Origin of the sequence: Stenotrophomonas sp. BIGb0135, from assembly GCF_024810105.1 — a bacterium.
GTDB lineage: Bacteria > Pseudomonadota > Gammaproteobacteria > Xanthomonadales > Xanthomonadaceae > Stenotrophomonas > Stenotrophomonas maltophilia_AB.
The window spans coordinates 764,359-782,434 of record NZ_JANUDX010000001.1 but is presented as its reverse complement, the minus strand read 5'-3'; the positions used below and the strand labels follow the sequence as shown (position 1 = coordinate 782,434).

13 protein-coding genes are annotated in these 18,076 nt (G+C 67.2%); 6 read left to right on the top strand and 7 right to left on the bottom strand.

Translation table 11 applies throughout. The annotated features are described in order from the left end of the window. Nucleotides 1-184 precede the first annotated feature (184 nt). The 5 genes from M2421_RS03530 to M2421_RS03510 all read left to right on the top strand — a co-directional run bounded on the left by M2421_RS03530 (nt 185) and on the right by M2421_RS03510 (nt 4,659). A complete protein-coding gene (locus tag M2421_RS03530) occupies nt 185-745 on the top strand; it encodes an NAD(P)H-dependent oxidoreductase (protein WP_259203289.1) in 561 nt (186 codons plus the stop codon). Nucleotides 746-949: 204 nt separating this feature from the next. Beyond that, on the top strand, nt 950-2,374 hold the full coding sequence (locus M2421_RS03525; RefSeq protein ID WP_259203287.1) for a replicative DNA helicase: 1,425 nt from the start codon (nt 950-952) through the stop codon (nt 2,372-2,374). 813 nt (nt 2,375-3,187) lie between these two features. Then, nucleotides 3,188-3,400: a hypothetical protein gene (locus M2421_RS03520; protein ID WP_259203286.1), complete on the top strand. Its 213-nt coding sequence runs from the start codon at nt 3,188-3,190 to the stop codon at nt 3,398-3,400. Beyond that, nucleotides 3,397-3,660 (top strand): hypothetical protein, encoded by a 264-nt coding sequence (locus tag M2421_RS03515; RefSeq protein ID WP_259203285.1) that lies wholly within the window; start codon nt 3,397-3,399, stop codon nt 3,658-3,660. The genes M2421_RS03520 and M2421_RS03515 overlap by 4 nt, the downstream gene beginning before the upstream one ends. Nucleotides 3,661-3,738: 78 nt before the next feature. After that, nucleotides 3,739-4,659, top strand: coding sequence for a YwqG family protein (locus M2421_RS03510; RefSeq protein ID WP_259203544.1), 921 nt, complete (start codon nt 3,739-3,741; stop codon nt 4,657-4,659). Between the two features lie 181 nt (nt 4,660-4,840). Here the strand turns inward: M2421_RS03510 and lpdA are convergent, their stop codons facing one another. From lpdA to M2421_RS03475, 7 genes are all read right to left on the bottom strand, one after another. Continuing rightward, entirely contained in the window at nt 4,841-6,277 is a 1,437-nt protein-coding gene (lpdA, locus tag M2421_RS03505; protein ID WP_259203284.1) for a dihydrolipoyl dehydrogenase, read from the bottom strand. A gap of 129 nt (nt 6,278-6,406) precedes the next feature. Then, nucleotides 6,407-7,615 carry a dihydrolipoyllysine-residue succinyltransferase gene (sucB, locus tag M2421_RS03500; protein WP_259203283.1) on the bottom strand — a complete coding sequence of 403 codons (1,209 nt, stop codon included), beginning with the start codon at nt 7,613-7,615 and terminating at the stop codon, nt 6,407-6,409. A 43-nt stretch (nt 7,616-7,658) separates the two neighbouring features. Further along, complete coding sequence (locus M2421_RS03495; protein ID WP_259203281.1) at nt 7,659-10,490, bottom strand: 2-oxoglutarate dehydrogenase E1 component; 2,832 nt, start codon at nt 10,488-10,490, stop codon at nt 7,659-7,661. A gap of 185 nt (nt 10,491-10,675) precedes the next feature. Further along, nucleotides 10,676-11,581, bottom strand: coding sequence for a GNAT family N-acetyltransferase (locus tag M2421_RS03490; RefSeq protein ID WP_259203279.1), 906 nt, complete (start codon nt 11,579-11,581; stop codon nt 10,676-10,678). A gap of 2 nt (nt 11,582-11,583) precedes the next feature. Further along, nucleotides 11,584-12,999 (bottom strand): cupin domain-containing protein, encoded by a 1,416-nt coding sequence (locus tag M2421_RS03485; RefSeq protein ID WP_259203277.1) that lies wholly within the window; start codon nt 12,997-12,999, stop codon nt 11,584-11,586. A gap of 319 nt (nt 13,000-13,318) precedes the next feature. Then, a complete protein-coding gene (gene purB, locus M2421_RS03480; protein WP_259203276.1) occupies nt 13,319-14,686 on the bottom strand; it encodes an adenylosuccinate lyase in 1,368 nt (455 codons plus the stop codon). A gap of 36 nt (nt 14,687-14,722) precedes the next feature. Further along, on the bottom strand, nt 14,723-16,045 hold the full coding sequence (locus M2421_RS03475; RefSeq protein WP_259203274.1) for a hemolysin family protein: 1,323 nt from the start codon (nt 16,043-16,045) through the stop codon (nt 14,723-14,725). Nucleotides 16,046-16,315: 270 nt separating this feature from the next. Here M2421_RS03475 and M2421_RS03470 point away from each other — a divergent pair, with 270 nt between their 5' ends. Continuing rightward, nucleotides 16,316-17,728 (top strand): class II fumarate hydratase, encoded by a 1,413-nt coding sequence (locus M2421_RS03470; protein WP_259203273.1) that lies wholly within the window; start codon nt 16,316-16,318, stop codon nt 17,726-17,728. Nucleotides 17,729-18,076 lie beyond the last annotated feature (348 nt).

Genomic DNA, 18,076 nt, shown 5'->3' with positions numbered 1-18,076 from the left:
GCCATGCGTGGCTGGGACCGCCGACCACGCCTGACCAACAGGCAGCTCCCCACGAGCCGGCACCACCCGGCCCCCCAATCAGCCACAGTCCCTACAGCCACGCCATGCGTGGCGGCCTCACCTTCACCGTTGCCGAAGGTTGCGCCGCCTAGGCTGGACCTTTCCCCCAACGGAGACATCCCCCATGGCCGAAGTGAAGATCGCGGTACTGGTCGGCAGCCTGCGCAAGGGCTCGCACAACAAGACGCTCGCCCACGCGCTGGAAAAGCTCGCGGCCGGCAAGGCGCGTTTCGAGCACGTCGACATCGGCGACCTGCCGCTCTACAACCAGGATCTCGACACGGATTACCCCGCCGAGGCGATACGCCTGAAAAAGCAGATCCGTGAGGCCGACGCGGTCTTGTTCGTCACCCCCGAGTACAACCGTTCGATCCCCGGGGTGCTCAAGAACGCCATCGACTTCGGTTCACGCCCCTACGGCGACAGCGCCTTCGCCGGCAAGCCGGCGGCCGTGGTCGGTGCCTCGATCGGGGTGATCGGCACCGCGCTGGCCCAGCAGCACCTGCGCAACGTGCTGGCCTACCTGGACATGCCCGTGCTGGGCCAGCCGGAGGTGTTCCTGCAGGTCAAGGACGGACTGATCGACGAGGCGGGCAACATCAGCAACGCGGGCACGCAGACGTTCCTGCAGGGGTTCATCGACACCTTCCTGGCCTGGATCGCCACCCACGGCGGTCAGCATTGAGCCGGGTGCTTCTGCGATAATGGCAGGACGACGGGCGCCGCAACGGCGTCTGTCGCACTAAATGCGACGCTTGCGGCCGATGCTGCCGGCACTACCGGTATGCCCAGCTCATCCACCGCTTATCCACAGGGTTGTGCATGGCTGGGGCGGTCGCTACGTGCCTACCATGCCCCATGCTCCGCACTGCAGGAAGTACACCCCCACATGTCTGCCCGTTCTGGCTTCCGTTCCGACCGCAAAGACCGCGGTGACCGCTTCGACCGCGACGAATCGCGGATCGACCAGTTGCGCGTGCCGCCGCATTCGATCGAGGCCGAACAGGCGGTGCTGGGCGGGTTGATGCTGGCACCGGAGAGCTACGACCGGGTCAACGACCAGCTGACCGAGACCGACTTCTACCGCCGCGATCACCAGATGATCTACCGCGCGATCCGCGAGTTGTCCGAGCGCGATCGTCCGTTCGATGCGGTGACCCTGGGAGAGTGGTTCGAATCGCAGGGCCGGATGGAGCTGGTGGGTGATGGCGCCTACCTGATCGAACTGGCCAGCACCACGCCGTCGGCGGCCAACATTGCCGCCTACGCCGAGATCGTGCGCGACAAGGCGGTGCTGCGCCAGCTGATCCAGGTCGGCACCGATATCGTCAACGACGGCTTCCAGCCCGAAGGCCGCGAAAGCAGCGAGCTGCTCTCGGCGGCGGAAAAGTCGGTGTTCGCGATCGCCGAGCAGGGCGCACGTGGCCGCACCGATTTCGTGGCGATGCCCGGCGCGCTGAAGGACGCCTTCGAAGAGCTGCGCAACCGCTTCGAGAACGGTGGCAACATCACCGGCCTGCCGACCGGCTATGCCGACTTCGATGCGATGACCTCCGGCCTGCAGCCGACCGACCTGATCATCCTGGCCGCGCGTCCGGCCATGGGCAAGACCACCTTCGCCCTGAACATCGCCGAATACGCCGCGATCAAGTCCAAGAAGGGCGTGGCGGTGTTCTCGATGGAAATGTCCGCCTCGCAGCTGGCGATGCGCTTGATTTCCTCCAACGGCCGGATCAACGCCCAGCGCCTGCGTACCGGCCAGCTGGAAGACGAGGACTGGAGCCGGGTCACCGGCGCGATCCGGATGCTGAAGGAAACCAAGATCTTCATCGACGACACGCCAGGCGTGTCGCCGGAAATCCTGCGCTCCAAGTGCCGCCGCCTCAAGCGCGAGCACGACCTGGGCCTGATCGTGATCGACTACCTGCAGCTGATGAGCGTGCCGGGCAACAGCGAAAACCGCGCGACGGAAATCTCGGAGATCTCGCGTTCGTTGAAGGGCCTGGCCAAGGAGCTCAACGTGCCGGTGATTGCGCTGTCCCAGCTCAACCGCTCGCTGGAAACGCGTACCGACAAGCGCCCGGTGATGGCCGACCTTCGTGAATCCGGCGCTATCGAGCAGGACGCGGACATGATCGTGTTCATCTACCGCGACGACTACTACAACAAGGAAAACTCGCCGGACAAGGGCCTGGCCGAGATCATCATCGGCAAGCACCGAGGCGGTCCGACCGGCTCGTGCAAACTCAAGTTCTTCGGCGAATACACCCGCTTCGACAACCTGTCGCACGATTCGGTGGGGTCGTTCGAATAACGCCGCAGGCCCTGCGGTGGTGTTGGCCGTGGGCTGCACTCTGGTGAATCGGGTGAAGGCGAATCCGGCGAATCCAACCCGGGAGGTGACGACCGTTGGGCGGTACGCCGCGGCACCGGTCCCGGAGCAGGGTAGAGCCGAGCCATGCTCGGCTGCTCTTCCCGCAGCGCGCCGGGCGCGTCAGCCGAGCATGGCTCGGCTCTACCTCCCGCCTTTGGTCAGCCGAGCGTGGCTCGGCTCTACCTCCCGCCTATGGTCAGCCGAGCATGGCTCGGCTCTACCTTCCTGCCTATGGTCAGCCGAGCATGGCTCGGCTCTACCCCCCGCCTTTGGCCAGCCGAGCGTGGCTCGGCTCTACCTTCCTGCCTATGGTCAGCCGAGCATGGCTCGGCTCTACCCCCTTGTACCTTGGCGGTGGTGTTGGAGGTGGGCTGCACTTCGGTGAATCGGGTGAATCCAACCCGGGAGGTGACGACCGTTGGGCGGTACGCCGCAGCACCGGTCCCGGAGCAGGGTAGAGCCGAGCCATGCTCGGCTGCTCTTCCGGCAGCGCTCCGGGTGCGTCAGCCGAGCATGGCTCGGCTCTACCTCCCGCCTTTGGTCAGCCGAGCATGGCTCGGCTCTACCTCCGCGTGTAGGCAGCCGAGCATGGCTCGGCTCTGCCCCCTTCCGCTGTGTCGTGCTGTTATTCATCCGCGTATTCCCACGTTCGTCGGCGCTGGTCGATGTTCGTCGCATGCGGCTTGCCGGCCGATCGGCGCGGTCGCAGTGTAGAGCCGTGGGCAATGACGCCCCGTGCGGTGGAGACCGATGATGACGACCCTGTTCGCGCTGGGCGTGTGGTGCCTGCTGTTCGTGCTGTGCTGGCCGCTGGCGATCCTGGCGTTGGTGGCCTGGCCGTTCGTGTGGCTGCTGAGCCTGCCGTTCCGCCTGGTCGGGATCACCTTCTCGGCGTTGTTCGCGTTCCTGCGCGCGCTGTTCATGCTGCCGGCGCGGATGCTGGGCGGCGGCCCGGTGGCCGCATGAGCCGGCTGTGCGCTGGACTGGTCGCGCTGTGGTTGGCGGCGCCTGCGTTCGCCGCCGAACCGCCCAAGGCGTGGGTGGAACGGCAGCAACCTGGTCAGGTGGGTGCCGAGCCTGCGGCTGGCAAGAACGCGCCGAAGCAACACTGCCGGGTGGTGAAGGAATGGAAAGTGGGCGAGGTGGTCGCGCAGCATCGGGTCTGTGAGGACGCACCGAAGGTGCCGGCTGCGGCCGCGCCGGAGACGATCCGGACACGTACGTGATGTCGATGGGCACGGCCGGTGGCCGGCTCGTGGACATTGCGTGGAGCCGGCCAGCGACGCGCTCTACCGGTTTTGTCGGTGCTGCGCCTAGACTGCTGTCTGCTTTCAGACAGGGAGGTGGTCATGACGCTGACTCAACACGAATTCACCGCGCTCTGCGCATCGCATGGGTTCGGCGCGCATGTCGGCGTGCCGCGGCCGTGGCTGCGGCCGCGCGTACGGTTCAGTCGCCGCGCGCAGACGGATGCACCGATCGGCGCATCGCGGATCGGCGGCGGGCCGGATGTCCCCGCCGGCTTTGAATGGCCTAACCACAAGGGCAGGGCGCTGGATTTCCTGCTGCAGATCAACCTGGCCGACGTGCAGGGTCTGCAGTGCGGGCTGGATCTGCCCGCACAGGGCGTGCTGTCGTTCTTCTACGACACCGAGACGCAACCGTGGGGCTATGACCCGGCCGATCGCAGTGGGCATGTCATCGGCCTGTTCGACGCGGACGGGTTGCGGCGCCTGCCTCCGCCGGATGCGGAGGCCGCGTTGGTACCGTCCGCGTTGGCGTTCCATCAGGCCTGGAGCCTGCCGCATTCGTTTACGTCCGAGGGCGAAGAGGTGGCGCAGGCGCTGCGTGACGCCGGGCTGGGCTGGGACGACGCGGCCGAGGAGGGCTACTACGCACTGGTGGAGGATATCGCCGACCTGGGCTCCCCGACGCCGCGCGAGCGGCACGGCCTGGGCGGGTGGTCGCATAACGTGCAGGGCGACATGGCACTGGAAGCGCAGCTGGTCAGCCATGGCCTGTATTGCGGCGACCCGAGCGGATATGGCGATCCCCGCGCCGCTGCGCTGGCGGCTGGTGTGGCCGACTGGGCGATGCTGCTGCAGCTGGATTCGGACGACGAGGCGATGTGGGGCGATTCGGGAATGCTGTACGCCTGGGTCCGCCGGCAGGACCTGGCCGCGCGGGATCTGTCGCAGACCTGGCTGGGCTTGCAGTGCTGCTGACTGAATCGCGCCGGTAGTGCCGGCCAGCGGCCGGCGCTACCAGAGAGGGTCGACGCGCCCGCCAGCAGCCCGGACCACCGGAGCCATGTTCGAGGCGCCGCCGGCAGTGGTTGCCACCGGGCAAGCACGCACAAAAAACCCCGCCTTGGCGGGGTTTTTCGTTACACGATCCGCAGGGCGATCAGTTCGCCTTGTGGATGGCGCGCTTGCTCACGGCCATGGCGGCGTCGTGCACGGCTTCGGACAGCGACGGGTGGGCGTGGCAGATGCGCGCCAGGTCGTCGGCCGAGCCGCTGAACTCCATGGTCAGCACACCTTCGTGGACCAGTTCGGAGACGTTGGCGCCGACCAGGTGCATGCCCAGGATGCGATCGGTTTCGGCATGCGCCAGCACCTTCACGAAACCGGCCGGCTCGATCATCGCCACGGCACGGCCGTTGGCGGCGAACGGGAAGCTGCCGGCCTTGTACGGGATGCCTTCGGCCTTCAACTGCTGCTCGGTCTTGCCGACCCAGGCCAGCTCCGGCTCGGTGTAGATGACCCACGGGATGGTGTCGAAGTTGACGTGGCCCGGCAGGCCCGCGATCAGTTCGGCCACCGCGATGCCTTCCTCGAAGCCCTTGTGCGCCAGCATCGGCCCGCGCACGCAGTCACCGACCGCCCAGACGCCATCCACGCCGGTGTGGCAGTGGTCGTCCACTTCGATCTGGCCGCGCTCGTTGATCTTGACGCCGGTGCCTTCGGCCAGCAGGCCCTTGGTCGCGGCGCGACGGCCGACGGCCACCAGCAGCTTGTCCACGATCAGGCTCTTCTCGCCTTCGGCGTCGGTGTAGGTCAGGGCGACTTCCTTCTTCTTGCCCTTGGCGGTCACTTCGGCCTTGGAGACCTTGGCCCCCAGGCGGATGTCCAGGCCCTGCTTCTTGAATTCCTTGGCGGCCGCCTTGGCCACCTCGGTATCGGCGGCGGCCAGGAAGTCCGGCAGGGCTTCCAGGATGGTCACTTCCGAACCCAGGCGCTTCCAGACGCTGCCCAGTTCCAGGCCGATCACGCCGGCGCCGATCACGGCCAGGCGGGCGGGGACCTCGGTGAAGTCCAGGCCGCCGACGTTGTCGACGATGGTCTCGCCGTCGAACTTGGCGAACGGCAGTTCGATCGAATCCGAACCGGCGGCGATGATCACGTTGGTGCCCTTGAGCTCGACGATGGCGCCATCGTGCTGGGTGACCTTGACCACGTTGCCCGGCTGCAGCTCACCGAAGCCGTAATAGGCGGTGACCTTGTTGGCCTTGAACAGCATGCCGATGCCGCCGGTGAACTGCTTGACGATCTTGTCCTTGCGGCCAACCATCGCTTCGACGTCGATCTTGGCGTCCTTGAAGCTGATGCCGTGGTCGCCAAAGATGTGGCCCATGTTCCAGAACTGGCGCGAGGAATCCAGCAGCGCCTTGGACGGAATGCAGCCCACGCGCAGGCAGGTGCCACCGAGGGCCGGCTTGCCGTCCTTGCCCAGGGCAGCGTCGATGCAGGCGGTCTTCAGACCCAGCTGCGCGGCGCGGATGGCGGCATGGTAGCCGGCCGGGCCGGCACCGATGACGACGACGTCGAATTGTTCAGCCATTGAGATATTCCTTGTTGCAGTCCCGAGCTTCGGTCGAAGCCGGTGGCGCGCAGGCGCCGGGGAGAGAGCAGGGTGCACCGTGCCGTAAAACCAATACCCCTCCGCGCAGGCGCGGAGGGGTAGGCGGTCTTACAGGCCGAACAGCATGCGGCCCGGGTTTTCCAGCTGGTTCTTGATGTCCACCAGGAACTGCACCGAGTCCTTGCCATCGATGATGCGGTGGTCGTAGGACAGCGCCAGGTACATCATCGGCGCGATCACGACCTGGCCGTTCTGGGCGATCGGACGCTCCTTGATGGCGTGCATGCCCAGGATGGCGCTCTGCGGCGGGTTGATGATCGGGGTCGACAGCAGCGAGCCGAAGGTGCCGCCGTTGGTCACGGTGAAGGTGCCGCCCTGCAGTTCTTCCAGGCTCAGCTTGCCGTCACGGGCCTTCTTGGCGTAGTCGGCGATGGTCTTCTCGATGTCGGCAAACGACATGCGCTCGACGTTGCGCAGCACCGGGGTCACCAGACCCTTGTCGGTCGACACGGCGATGGAGATGTCCGAGTAGCCGTGATAGATGACGTCGTCGCCGTCGATCGAGGCGTTGACCAGCGGGAAGCGCTGCAGTGCGTTGGCGGCGGCCTTCACGAAGAAGCTCATGAAGCCGAGCTTGATGCCATGGGCCTTGACGAACTCGTCCTGCAGGTCCTTGCGCGCGGCCGAGACCTTGGACAGGTCGACCTCGTTGAAGGTGGTCAGCATGGCCGTGCTGTTCTTGGACTGCATCAGGCGCTCGGCGATGCGCTTGCGGATGCGGGTCATCGGCACGCGTTCTTCCGGACGTGCGCCACCGGCCTTGCCGGCGCCGCCGTTGCGGGCGAAGTTGACGATGTCTTCCTTGGTCACCGCGCCGCGACGGCCGGTGCCGTCCACGTCGGCCGGGTTCACGCCTTCGGTGATCGCGGTGAAGCGGGCACCCGGGGGCAGGGCATCGGCGGAGGACTTGGCGGCCGGGGCCGGCGCGGCGGCAGCGGCCGGCGCAGCGGCAGCAGGTGCTGCGGCTGCCGGGGCGGCCTCGGCCTTCTTCTCTTCCGCAGCCGGGGCAGCCGCCGCGGCGCCTTCTTCGATGACGGCCACGACCTGGCTGGAGGTCACGGTGGCGCCCACCTCGAACTTGATCTCCTTCAGCACGCCATCGACCGGCGACGGCACTTCCAGGACGACCTTGTCGGTTTCCAGATCAAGCAGGTTTTCATCGCGCTTGACGGCATCGCCGACCTTCTTGTGCCAGGTGGCGATGGTGCCGTCGGCGACGGATTCGGGCAGTACCGGGGCTTTGACTTCGGTGGCCATGCGGGAGCTTCCTGGTTTGTCTTTTCTAGAATGAGGGAGGGGGTTATTCAGCGACCGAGTCGTTGAACGGGTTGACCAGGGCATCGGCGATCAGCTTCTGCTGTTCGATGATGTGGTCCGCCATGTGTCCAGCGGCCGGCGACGCCGAACGGGCGCGACCTGCGTAATGGATGCTCTGGCCATCGGCCAGGCAGGCCTGCAGGTGATGGCGGATCTGGTACCAGGCACCCTGGTTCTGCGGCTCTTCCTGACACCACACCACATCGGCCGCCTTGCCGTACTTCTTCAGTTCTGCGGCCAGGGCCACGCGCGGGAACGGGTACAGCTGTTCGACGCGGATGATGGCCACATCGTCCTGGCCACGCTTGGTCTGGTCTTCCAGCAGGTCGTAGTAGACCTTGCCCGAGCACAGCACCACGCGCTTGACCTTCTTGGCCTCTGCGTTGGCATCGCCGATCAGGTGCTGGAACTCGCCATTGGCCAGTTCTTCCAGGCTGGACACGGCCAGCTTGTGGCGCAGCAGCGACTTGGGCGACATCACGATCAGCGGCTTGCGGGTGGTCATGCGCATCTGGCGACGCAGCATGTGGTACGCCTGCGCCGGGGTCGACGGCACGCACACCAGCATGTTCTCCAGCGCGCACAGCTGCAGGAAACGCTCCAGGCGTGCGGAGCTGTGCTCCGGGCCCTGGCCTTCGTAACCGTGCGGCAGCAGCAGGGTCAGGCCGGTGATGCGGCCCCACTTGGCTTCGCCGGCAGCGATGAACTGATCGATCACCACCTGGGCGCCGTTGGCGAAGTCGCCGAACTGGCCTTCCCAGATGCACAGGGTGTTCGGATCGGTGGTGGAGAAGCCGTACTCATAGGCCATCACCGCTTCTTCGCTGAGCAGCGAATCGATGATGGTGGCCTGTTCCGGCGACTCGACCAGCTGGCGCAGCGGCAGGTAGTAGTTGTCGGTCTTCTGGTCGTGCAGGATCGCGTGGCGGTGGGTGAACGTACCGCGGCCGACGTCCTGGCCGACCAGGCGCAGGCTGTTGCCTTCGTCCAGGACGGTGGCGTACGCCAGGTTTTCGGCGAAGCCCCAGTCGCCCGGGATCTCGCCGGCAGCCATCTTGCGACGGTCGTCGTACACCTTGGCCACGCGCGAGTGCAGTTCCACGCCTTCGGGCACGGTGTTGATCAGCGTGGCGAGCTGCTTGACCTTCTCCATGCCGACGGCGGTGGAGACCGCGTCGGAGAGCTTGCCGTTGAGCAGCTTGGGCCAATCGACGTACATCCTGCTGGTGGCCGGGGTCTTTTCGACCTGGGCCAGCTCGGTGGTCACTTCACCGGCATCGAGCTTGTTGCGGTAGGCATCGACCATCGCCTTGCCGCCGCCCGCTTCGATCACGCCGGCAGCTTCCAGCGCCGCGGCGTACAGCTCGCGGGTCGTCTGGTGCTTGCGGATCACCTGGTACATCAGCGGCTGGGTGATCGCCGGTTCGTCGGCCTCGTTGTGGCCCCAACGGCGGTAGCACATCAGATCGATGACCACGTCCTTGGCGAACTTCTGGCGGAACTCGAAGGCCAGCTGCGCGGCGAACACGACCGCTTCCGGGTCATCCCCGTTCACGTGCAGCACCGGCGCGGCGATCATCTTGGCCACGTCGGTGGCATAGCGCGTGGAGCGCGTGTCCAGCGGGTTGGAGGTGGTGAAACCGACCTGGTTGTTGACCACGATGTGCACCGTGCCACCGACGGCGAAGCCGCGGGCCTGGGACATCTGGAACAGCTCCATCACCACGCCCTGGCCGGAGAAGGCCGCGTCGCCGTGGATCAGGATCGGCATCACCTGCTTGCGGGCGGTATCGCCACGACGTTCCTGGCGCGAGCGCACGCTGCCGGCCACGACCGGGTCGGCGATTTCCAGGTGCGACGGGTTGAACGCCAGCGCCAGGTGGACGGCGCCGCCCGGGGTGGAGACGTCGGCGGAGAAGCCCATGTGGTACTTCACGTCACCGGCCGAAGCGTGGTCGTCGTGCTCGAACTTGCCTTCGAACTCGTCGAACAGCTTGCGCGGGCTCTTGCCCAGCGTGTTGACCAGCACGTTCAGGCGGCCGCGGTGGGCCATGCCGATCACCACGTCCTTGACGCCATCCTTGCCGGCGTCACGGATGATGGTGTCCATCATCGGGATCAGCGCATCGCCGCCTTCCAGCGAGAAGCGCTTCTGGCCGACGTACTTGGTGTGCAGGTAGCGCTCCAGGCCTTCGGCCGCGGTCAGGCGCTCCAGGGTGCGGCGCTGGGTGTCGGCATCCAGGTTGTAGTTGCCACCGGCCGTTTCCAGACGCTGGTACAGCCACTGGCGCTGCTCGACCTCGGAGATGTGCATGAATTCCGCACCGATCGAGCCGGTGTAGGTCTTCTTCAGGCGCTCCAGCAGGTCGCGCAGTTTCATCCGCGGCTGGCCGGCGATGCCGCCGGTGCTGAACTCGCTGCCCAGGTCGCTCTCGGACAGGCTGTGGAACGGCAGCCCCAGGTCCGGCGGGTTGGTCGGCGGGGTCAGGCCCAGCGGGTCCAGGCGGGCACCGAGGTGGCCACGCGAACGGTAGGCGGTGATCAGACGGCCGACATTGCGCTCGCGCTCATCGCCGGCACCGGTGGCCGAACCGCTGTTGACAGCGTTCTTGGCAGCGTCGGTGATGTGGGCGATGACGGCCGAGTGCGGAATGTCACCGGCTTCGCGGCCCTTGAAGCCGTCGAAGTAGGTCTTCCATTTGGGATCGACACTGTCCGGAGAAACGAGGTACTGCTCGTACAGATCCTCGATATAGGAGGCGTTGCCGCCGGCGAGCTGCGAAGACTGCGCAAACTGCTTCAGTAGATTGTCCACGATGGAGGGTCGGATTCGCTTGTGGGGTAAGGCTTCGATGATCCGGCAGGGAAAAGTGAATAGCCCTGCGCGGGCGGTATCTAACTCCACAAATTGTACCCCCATCGGGACAGGAAGGGGCACCGCGGCGGCCGTGGCAGGACCTGCGGTGTCATTCCCAGACAGGTTCGAGCCCGTGGCGTGAGCTACAGGCCGATGGCCCGCAGTTCGCTGCATTCCCGCGAACGTTCCCATACGCGCTGCAAACCGTCCTGCAACGGTCGCGAACGTGCTGGCAGCGAAAGCCCTGCCTCGCCATCGAAACGCTGGCCGCTGAGACGAAAGTAGTAGTCGCCGGCATCGTTGAGCAGGCAGGCCGAGGCCAGTGCGCGGTCGATCGGGTCGGTTGGCTGGCGCAGGCGGAACACGCTGGGCAGCCGCTGCAGCAGGCCCAGCAGGGGTGAACCGGCGTGGGCGATGGCCGCTGGGTCGTGGACGATCAGCCAGGCCTGCTTGTCGTGGCGGGCGGTGGCGAAGCGGCGCAGGGCCTCCAGCACCGGCGGGGCGTCAAGCAGGCCGGGGTCGAGCTGGCGGCTGTGTATCCACACCTGGCGGCGGGCACGGTGGACCACGGCGGTGGTGATCGCCACCGCCTCCTCGGCATTATCGATCTGGGCCGCCCCTGTCAGCACCCGGCGCATGTGCTGGTGGGCGATGCCCGCTTCCTCGAACACCTCGCCGTGCGGCAGGAAGCCCTGCCGGGTATAGAACACCCGGGCCGGCAGCTGGGCATGCAGGGTCACCTCGGGCCAGCCGCGGGCCCGGGCCACCTCGACCAGGGCCAGCAGCAGCGCTTCGCCGACGCCGTGGCCGCGCCAATCGGCCAGCACGGCCATCCGACCGATCCGGCCATCCGGGGTGAGCCGGCCGGCCCCGACCGGCGTGCCGTCGCCGCTACGCGCCAGGACGTGCACGCTGAGCGGGTCGAGCGCGTCGATCTCCAGGTGGGCCGGCACCTGTTGTTCGTCAACGAACACGCGGTGCCGGACCCGGTGCAGCGCGTCGCGCTGGGCCGGGTAGGGGACGATCTCGACCTGGATGCCGTTGGCCATGCTCAGGCGGGCTTGCCGTCGTCCTGGTCGTCGCTGTCGTCGAAATCGACGATCACTTCGATGCCGTCCTCATGGATGGTCACTTCGTGGACGTCGGGCTGGGCGTCGTCGACCTCGACCGCGGCGGTGCCGTCGACGACGGCGTCGTCGGCGAAGGTGCCGTCCTCGTCCTCGTACTCCGCCTCGTCCTCGTCTTCGTCATCGAAGGCCTGGGCGTCGAACAGCTGGTAATAGCCGCCGGAGACCAGGTCCTGGACGGCATCGCGACCCTTGGCCGAGAGCTTCTGGTAGAGCGCGGCGCCGAGCTGCTCGGTCGCGGCCAGCACCTGCGCGTCCTTGACCGGCAGGGCGAACTCCAGGCCGCTGCAGTACAGGCTTGCCCCGCGCTTGGCGCGGCGCCAGGCCATGCGCGCCCACGGATGGCGCTGCAGGTCCAGGCCAGCGGCCAGTGCGGCTTCGATCTCCTCGCGCGGCACCGGCTCACCGCCGGGCATCACCTCGCCGGCAGCGCGGTAGGTGGTGATGAAGCGGCCGAACCAGTCGCCCAGCTTGTCCGGGTCGTTCATGCGGATGGCGTTGAGCGCGTCGACCACGCGGTTCATGGCCACCACGTCGATTTCGTTCGGGTCCTCGGGCAGGGTCAGGTCCGGATCCTGGTAGCGGATGGATTCGTCGGCGCCCTCGATCAGGGTGTCCAGGTAGTCGCTGATCAGCTCGGCCGAGGCGGGCGCGCGCATGCCGAAGGAGAAGGTCAGGCAGGGATCTTCGGCCACGCCGTTATGCGGGACGTTGGGCGGCAGGTAGAGCATGTCGCCGGGGGCCAGCACCCAGTCATGGGTGGGCTTGAAGCGGCGCAGCAGCTTCAGTTCGACGTCGTCGCGGAAGTCCAGCGGCGGGCGCTTGCCCTTGGTCGATTCGCTGGCGTCGATCTGCCAGCGGCGATGGCCATGGGCCTGCAGCAGGAACACGTCGTACTGGTCGACATGGGCGCCGACCGAGCCGCCGGTGGCGGCGAAGCTGATCATCACATCGTCCATGCGCCAGCGCGGCAGGAAGTCGAAGTGGCCGATCAGGGCGCGTACGTCCGGGTCCCACTTGTCGACGTCCTGGACCAGGAGGGTCCAGTCGTGGTCGGGCATGCCGGGAAATTCCTCTTCCTGGAACGGGCCGCTGCGCACGGTCCAGCCATCGGTGGCGCGATCGTGGGTGATCAGGCGGGCCAGGGCGGTTTCCTCGCAGGCCAGGCCGGCCAGGTCTTCGGGCTGGACGGGAGTCTGGAAATCGGGGAAGGCGGCGCGGATCAGCAGCGGGCGCTTCTGCCAGTAGTCGCGCAGGAACACGGCGGCGGGCATGCCGAGCGGGAGGCCAGGACGGGCCTGGATTTCGATGACGGGGGTCTTGGTCTTGCGGGCAGCCATGGGGGAATCCTTGGAGCGTATAGACGGAAAACGGGGCGCGGCGCGGGCCGGCGCGAGCGGGGCTATTGTCCGCTGGTTGAGGCGGATGTGCACCTGCGGTGGGGTGTCGCGGGGTGTGGCTTTGGTCGTGGCGCGGCAATGCGCGGGGTACGGTCGATTCCAACCGACGGCCGATGCGGTGCCTGCGCCCGGGTCACGCAGTGCAGGGATCGAATCCTGCGGTGGCGCCGGGCCATGCCCGGCTGCGCGGTCGGCCACAACGAAAAAGGGACGCTGGTGGCGCCAGCGTCCCTTCCATGTCACACGGTGGGCGCGATCGTCAGATCGCCTTGGCCAGGTCCGCGGCCAGGCCGATGTAGCCGCCCGGGGTCAGGGCGCGCAGGCCCTGCTTGGCGTCTTCGGGCAGGTCCAGCGACTCGACGAAGGCCTGCATCGACTCGGCGGTGATGCCCTGGCCGCGGGTGAGGGCCTTGAGTTGCTCGTACGGGTTGGGCAGGCCATGGCGACGCATCACGGTCTGCACGGCCTCGGCCAGCACTTCCCACGACGCGTCGAGGTCGGCGTCCAGGCGCTCCGGGTTGACGGTCAGCTTGCCCAGGCCCTTGGCCAGCGAGTCCAGGGCCACCTGGGTGTGGCCGAAGGCGGTGCCGACCGCGCGCAGGACGGTGGAATCGGTGAGGTCGCGCTGCCAGCGGCTGATCGGCAGCTTGGCGCTGAAATGCTCGAACAGCGCGTTGGCGATGCCGAAGTTGCCTTCGGCGTTTTCGAAATCGATCGGGTTGACCTTGTGCGGCATGGTCGAGGAGCCGACCTCGCCTTCCTTGAGCTTCTGCTTGAAGTAGCCCAGCGAGATGTAGCCCCAGATATCGCGGGCCAGGTCGATCAGGATGATGTTGGCGCGGCGCGCGGCATCGCCGATCTCGGCGACGTTGTCGTGCGGTTCGATCTGGGTGGTGTATGGGTTGAACACCAGGCCGAGGCTTTCCACGAAGCGCTTGGCGAAGGCCGGCCAGTCCACCGCCGGGTAGGCGATGACGTGGGCGTTGTAGTTGCCCACGGCGCCATTGATCTTGCCCGTCAGCTCGACCGCGGCGATCTGGCGGCGCTGGCGCTCCAGGCGGGCGACCACGTTGGCCACTTCCTTGCCCAGGGTGGTGGGCGAGGCGGTCTGGCCGTGGGTGCGCGAGAGCATCGGCTGGCTGGCCTGGGCGTGGGCGAGGGCGCGCAGCGTGGCGGTCACGCCGTCCAGGCTGGGCAGCAGCACGTCGCGACGGGCCTGCTCGAGAATCAGGCCGTAGCTGAGATTGTTGATGTCTTCGCTGGTGCAGGCAAAATGCACGAATTCCAGCGCGGGGCCCAGCTCGGCGTCGGCCTTGAGCTGTTCCTTGATGAAGTATTCCACGGCCTTGACGTCGTGGTTGGTGGTGCGCTCGATGTCCTTGACCCGCGCGGCGTGGGCCGGGGCGAAGTCATCGGCCAGGGCGCGCAGGCGGGCGGTGGCGGCGGCCGAGAACGGCGCCAGTTCGACGATGCCCGGCTCGTTGGCCAGTGCCAGCAGCCATTCCACTTCGACCTTCACGCGGGCCTTGATGAGGCCATATTCGGAGAAGATCGGGCGCAGCGCGTCGACCTTGCCGGCATAGCGGCCATCGAGCGGGGACAGGGCGAGCAGGGCGAATTCGGACATGGCAGGCGCGGGGCTATGACGGCGGGGGCCGTCATTCTACGCTGCCCCGGGGGCCTCGGCCTGTGCCATGCGTACGGTGACGGCCTGGATGCGGTGCCCGGCCATGCGCTTGACCGTGAACTGATGCCCGTCGATCTCCAGCTGCTCGCCCTCGTCGGGCAGGCGCTGGAGCTGGTGGACGATCAGCCCGCCGACCGAATTGAGGTGTTCGGGCGCCTCCAGGTCGTGGCCGAGCAGGCGCTCCAGGCGGAAGATCGAGGTCGAGCCGGCGACCAGCAGGCTGCCATCGGCGCCGCGGGTGGGCGCGTCCTTGACGATGTGCGGGTGCTCGTCCTCGATATCGCCCACCACCACCTCCAGCAGGTCCTCCAGGGTGAAGAAGCCCAGGATGCGGCCGTGCTCTTCCACGCACAGCGCCAGGTGGGTGGTGCCGGTGCGGAAGCGTTCGAGCACGCTGGGCACCGGGGTCTCCAGCGCGATCAGGTTGGCCGGGCGCAGCAGCGCGCGCAGGTCGTTGGTGGGGTTGCCACGGGCGATCTCGACCAGCAGATCCTTCATGTGCAGGATGCCCAGCACATCCTCGCCGTCGCGGTCGAACCACGGGTAACGGCTGTAGCGGCTTTCGGCGAACTCGGCCATCACCTCGGCCAGCGCCATACCGTCGCGGAACGAACGCATGTGGTCGCGCGGGCGCATCAGGTCGCCGGCCACCAGTTCAGGCAGCTCCAGCGCATGGCTCATCAGGGTCAGGCCGTGGTCGGGCGCGCTGTCGGTGGGCTGCTGGCGGCCGACGATCAGCTTGAGCTCTTCCCGCGAGTAGCGGTGCGAGGTGTGTTCCACGTCGCCCCAGCCGGCCAGCCGCAGCAGCGCGTTGGCGCTGTTGTTGAGCAGCCAGATGGCCGGGTACATCGCCCAGTAGAACAGGTACAGCGGCGCGGCGGTCCACAGCGACATGCGGTCCGGGCGACGGATCGCCATCGATTTCGGCGCCAGTTCGCCCAGCACGATGTGCAGGAACGAAATCACGCTGAAGGCGATGATGAAGGAGGTCAGCTGCGAGGCCTCCGCGCCCATGCCCAGCGCATCGAACAGCGGCTTCAGCAGGTGCGCGAAGGCCGGTTCGCCGACCCAGCCCAGGCCCAGCGAGGACAGGGTGATGCCGAGCTGGCAGGCCGAAAGATAGGCATCCAGGTGCGAGTGCACGTTGAGCAGCAGGCGGCCGCGCCAGCCGTGGCTCTCGGCCAGGCCCACGGCCTGGGTGTGGCGCAGCTTGACCAGGGCGAACTCGGCGGCTACGAAGAAGCCGTTGAGCAGCACCAGGCCGAAGGCAAGCAGCAGCAGGAGCAGGTTGCCGATCATCGGCGGACCCCGGTCAACGGCGCGGCAGGCGCGGTGACGGAAGGGGCGCGGCACTGCGCATGGGCAGGCCAGGGACTACTGTGGGGGTCGTCACCCATGGGGGCGGAAGGCTTTCTGAATGAACACGAATCCCGAGTCTAGCCGATCACCCGCGCCCTTGGGTTTCAGTCCGCCTTGGGAGTATCGTGCCGAGAGCCGCCAGCCAGGGAATCAGGCCCGTTGCCAGCCGCAGGTTCCCTTTCCAAACCGAAAGAAACGCGGAGTGATGCAATGAGCAAGGGTTTCAGGATCGAACACGACAGCATGGGCGAGCTGCAGGTGCCCAATGATGCGTTGTGGGGCGCGCAGACGCAGCGGGCGGTGAACAATTTCCCGGTGTCCGGGCAGCGCATGCCGCGTGGTTTCATCCGCGCGCTGGGGCTGGTCAAGGGCGCGGCGGCGGCGGTGAACGTCGAACTGGGCCACCTGCCGAAGAACATCGGCAAGGCGATCGAGGCGGCCGCGGCGGAGGTGACCAGTGGCCAGCACGACGCGCATTTCCCGATCGATGTGTACCAGACCGGTTCGGGCACGTCCTCGAACATGAACGCCAACGAGGTCATCGCCACGCTGGCCAACCGCGCCGGCAAGGCCGGCAAGCTGGCCGTGCACCCCAATGACCACGTCAACCAGGGGCAGAGCTCCAACGATGTGATTCCCACTGCGCTGCGCGTATCGGCGCTGCTGGGCGTGCAGGAACAGCTGCTGCCGGCGCTGGTGCACCTGCGCAAGACCATCGACAAGAAGGGCCGCAGCCTGCGCAAGGTGGTCAAGACCGGCCGCACCCACCTGATGGACGCGATGCCGCTGACCTTCGAGCAGGAGTTCGGTGCGTGGTCGGCGCAGTTGGCCTCGGCGCAGGAGCGCATCGAGGACAGTCTGAAGCGGCTGCGCCGGTTGCCGCTGGGCGGCACGGCGATCGGGACCGGGATCAACGCCGATCCGCGCTTCGGCGAACGCGTGGCCAAGCTGCTCAAGCAGCAGACCGGGGTGAAGTTCGACAGTGCCGAGAACAAGTTCGAGGGGCTGGCCGCGCAGGACGACGCGGTGGAAGTGTCGGGCCAGCTCAATGCACTGGCGGTGGCGCTGATCAAGATCGCCAACGACCTGCGCTGGATGAATGCCGGTCCGCTGGCCGGCCTGGGCGAGATCGAACTGCCGGCATTGCAGCCGGGCAGCTCGATCATGCCGGGCAAGGTCAACCCGGTGATTCCCGAAGCGACGGTGATGGTGTGCGCGCAGGTGATCGGCCACCACACCGCGATCACCGTGGCGGGGCAGACCGGCAATTTCCAGTTGAACGTGACGCTGCCGCTGATCGCGGCCAACCTGTTGGACGGGATCGGGCTGCTGGCCAACATCTCGCGGCTGCTGGCCGATACGGCGATCGCGGGGCTGAAGGTGCGCGAGGACCGCGTCCGCGAGGCGTTGGACCGCAATCCGATCCTGGTGACGGCGTTGAACCCGATCATCGGCTACGAGAAAGCGGCGGCGATCGCCAAGCGCGCCTACAAGGAGCAGCGCCCGGTGCTGGACGTGGCCAAGGAAGACAGTGGCCTGTCCGAAGCCGAGTTGCGCACGCTGCTCGATCCGGCAGCGCTGACCGCCGGCGGCATCCATGCTGGTAGCAGCGGCGGCGGCTGACGCCGGCGTCAAGAACGAAAAAACGGGCCGAAAGGCCCGTTTTTTTTTGGCTCTCCTGCCAGCGGCGGGTAGCGGCTTGTTGCATGGCAGATGGCGTCCGGCGATGCGCGCGTGGCGGGAGTGTCCGGGTCACGCGTGCGGGGGCAGGTCTCCGTTCGGGCGTGCCGCGCGCGTGAGGGCCCTGCAGCGGCCGGTAGGCCCCTGAGGTAGTGTCCCCCGGGCCTGGCGGCCTCCTCCTTTATTTTGCCCGGGAGCCTACCGGCCGCTACGGGGCTAGGCTTGCGGCAAGAAGGTAGACGCCAAGTCTGTTTTGACGCTGGGCGGTGGGTCGGGCGCTGGGCCCCCATG

Bases quoted from the DNA above. Each gene is read 5' to 3' on its own strand.
- M2421_RS03530 (WP_259203289.1), top strand. From the start codon at position 185: ATGGCCGAAGTGAAGATCGCGGTACTGGTCGGCAGCCTGCGCAAGGGC.
- M2421_RS03525 (WP_259203287.1), top strand. From the start codon at position 950: ATGTCTGCCCGTTCTGGCTTCCGTTCCGACCGCAAAGACCGCGGTGAC.
- M2421_RS03520 (WP_259203286.1), top strand. From the start codon at position 3,188: ATGACGACCCTGTTCGCGCTGGGCGTGTGGTGCCTGCTGTTCGTGCTG.
- M2421_RS03515 (WP_259203285.1), top strand. From the start codon at position 3,397: ATGAGCCGGCTGTGCGCTGGACTGGTCGCGCTGTGGTTGGCGGCGCCT.
- lpdA (WP_259203284.1), bottom strand. From the start codon at position 6,277: ATGGCTGAACAATTCGACGTCGTCGTCATCGGTGCCGGCCCGGCCGGC.
- sucB (WP_259203283.1), bottom strand. From the start codon at position 7,615: ATGGCCACCGAAGTCAAAGCCCCGGTACTGCCCGAATCCGTCGCCGAC.
- M2421_RS03490 (WP_259203279.1), bottom strand. From the start codon at position 11,581: ATGGCCAACGGCATCCAGGTCGAGATCGTCCCCTACCCGGCCCAGCGC.
- M2421_RS03485 (WP_259203277.1), bottom strand. From the start codon at position 12,999: ATGGCTGCCCGCAAGACCAAGACCCCCGTCATCGAAATCCAGGCCCGT.
- purB (WP_259203276.1), bottom strand. From the start codon at position 14,686: ATGTCCGAATTCGCCCTGCTCGCCCTGTCCCCGCTCGATGGCCGCTAT.
- M2421_RS03475 (WP_259203274.1), bottom strand. From the start codon at position 16,045: ATGATCGGCAACCTGCTCCTGCTGCTGCTTGCCTTCGGCCTGGTGCTG.
- M2421_RS03470 (WP_259203273.1), top strand. From the start codon at position 16,316: ATGAGCAAGGGTTTCAGGATCGAACACGACAGCATGGGCGAGCTGCAG.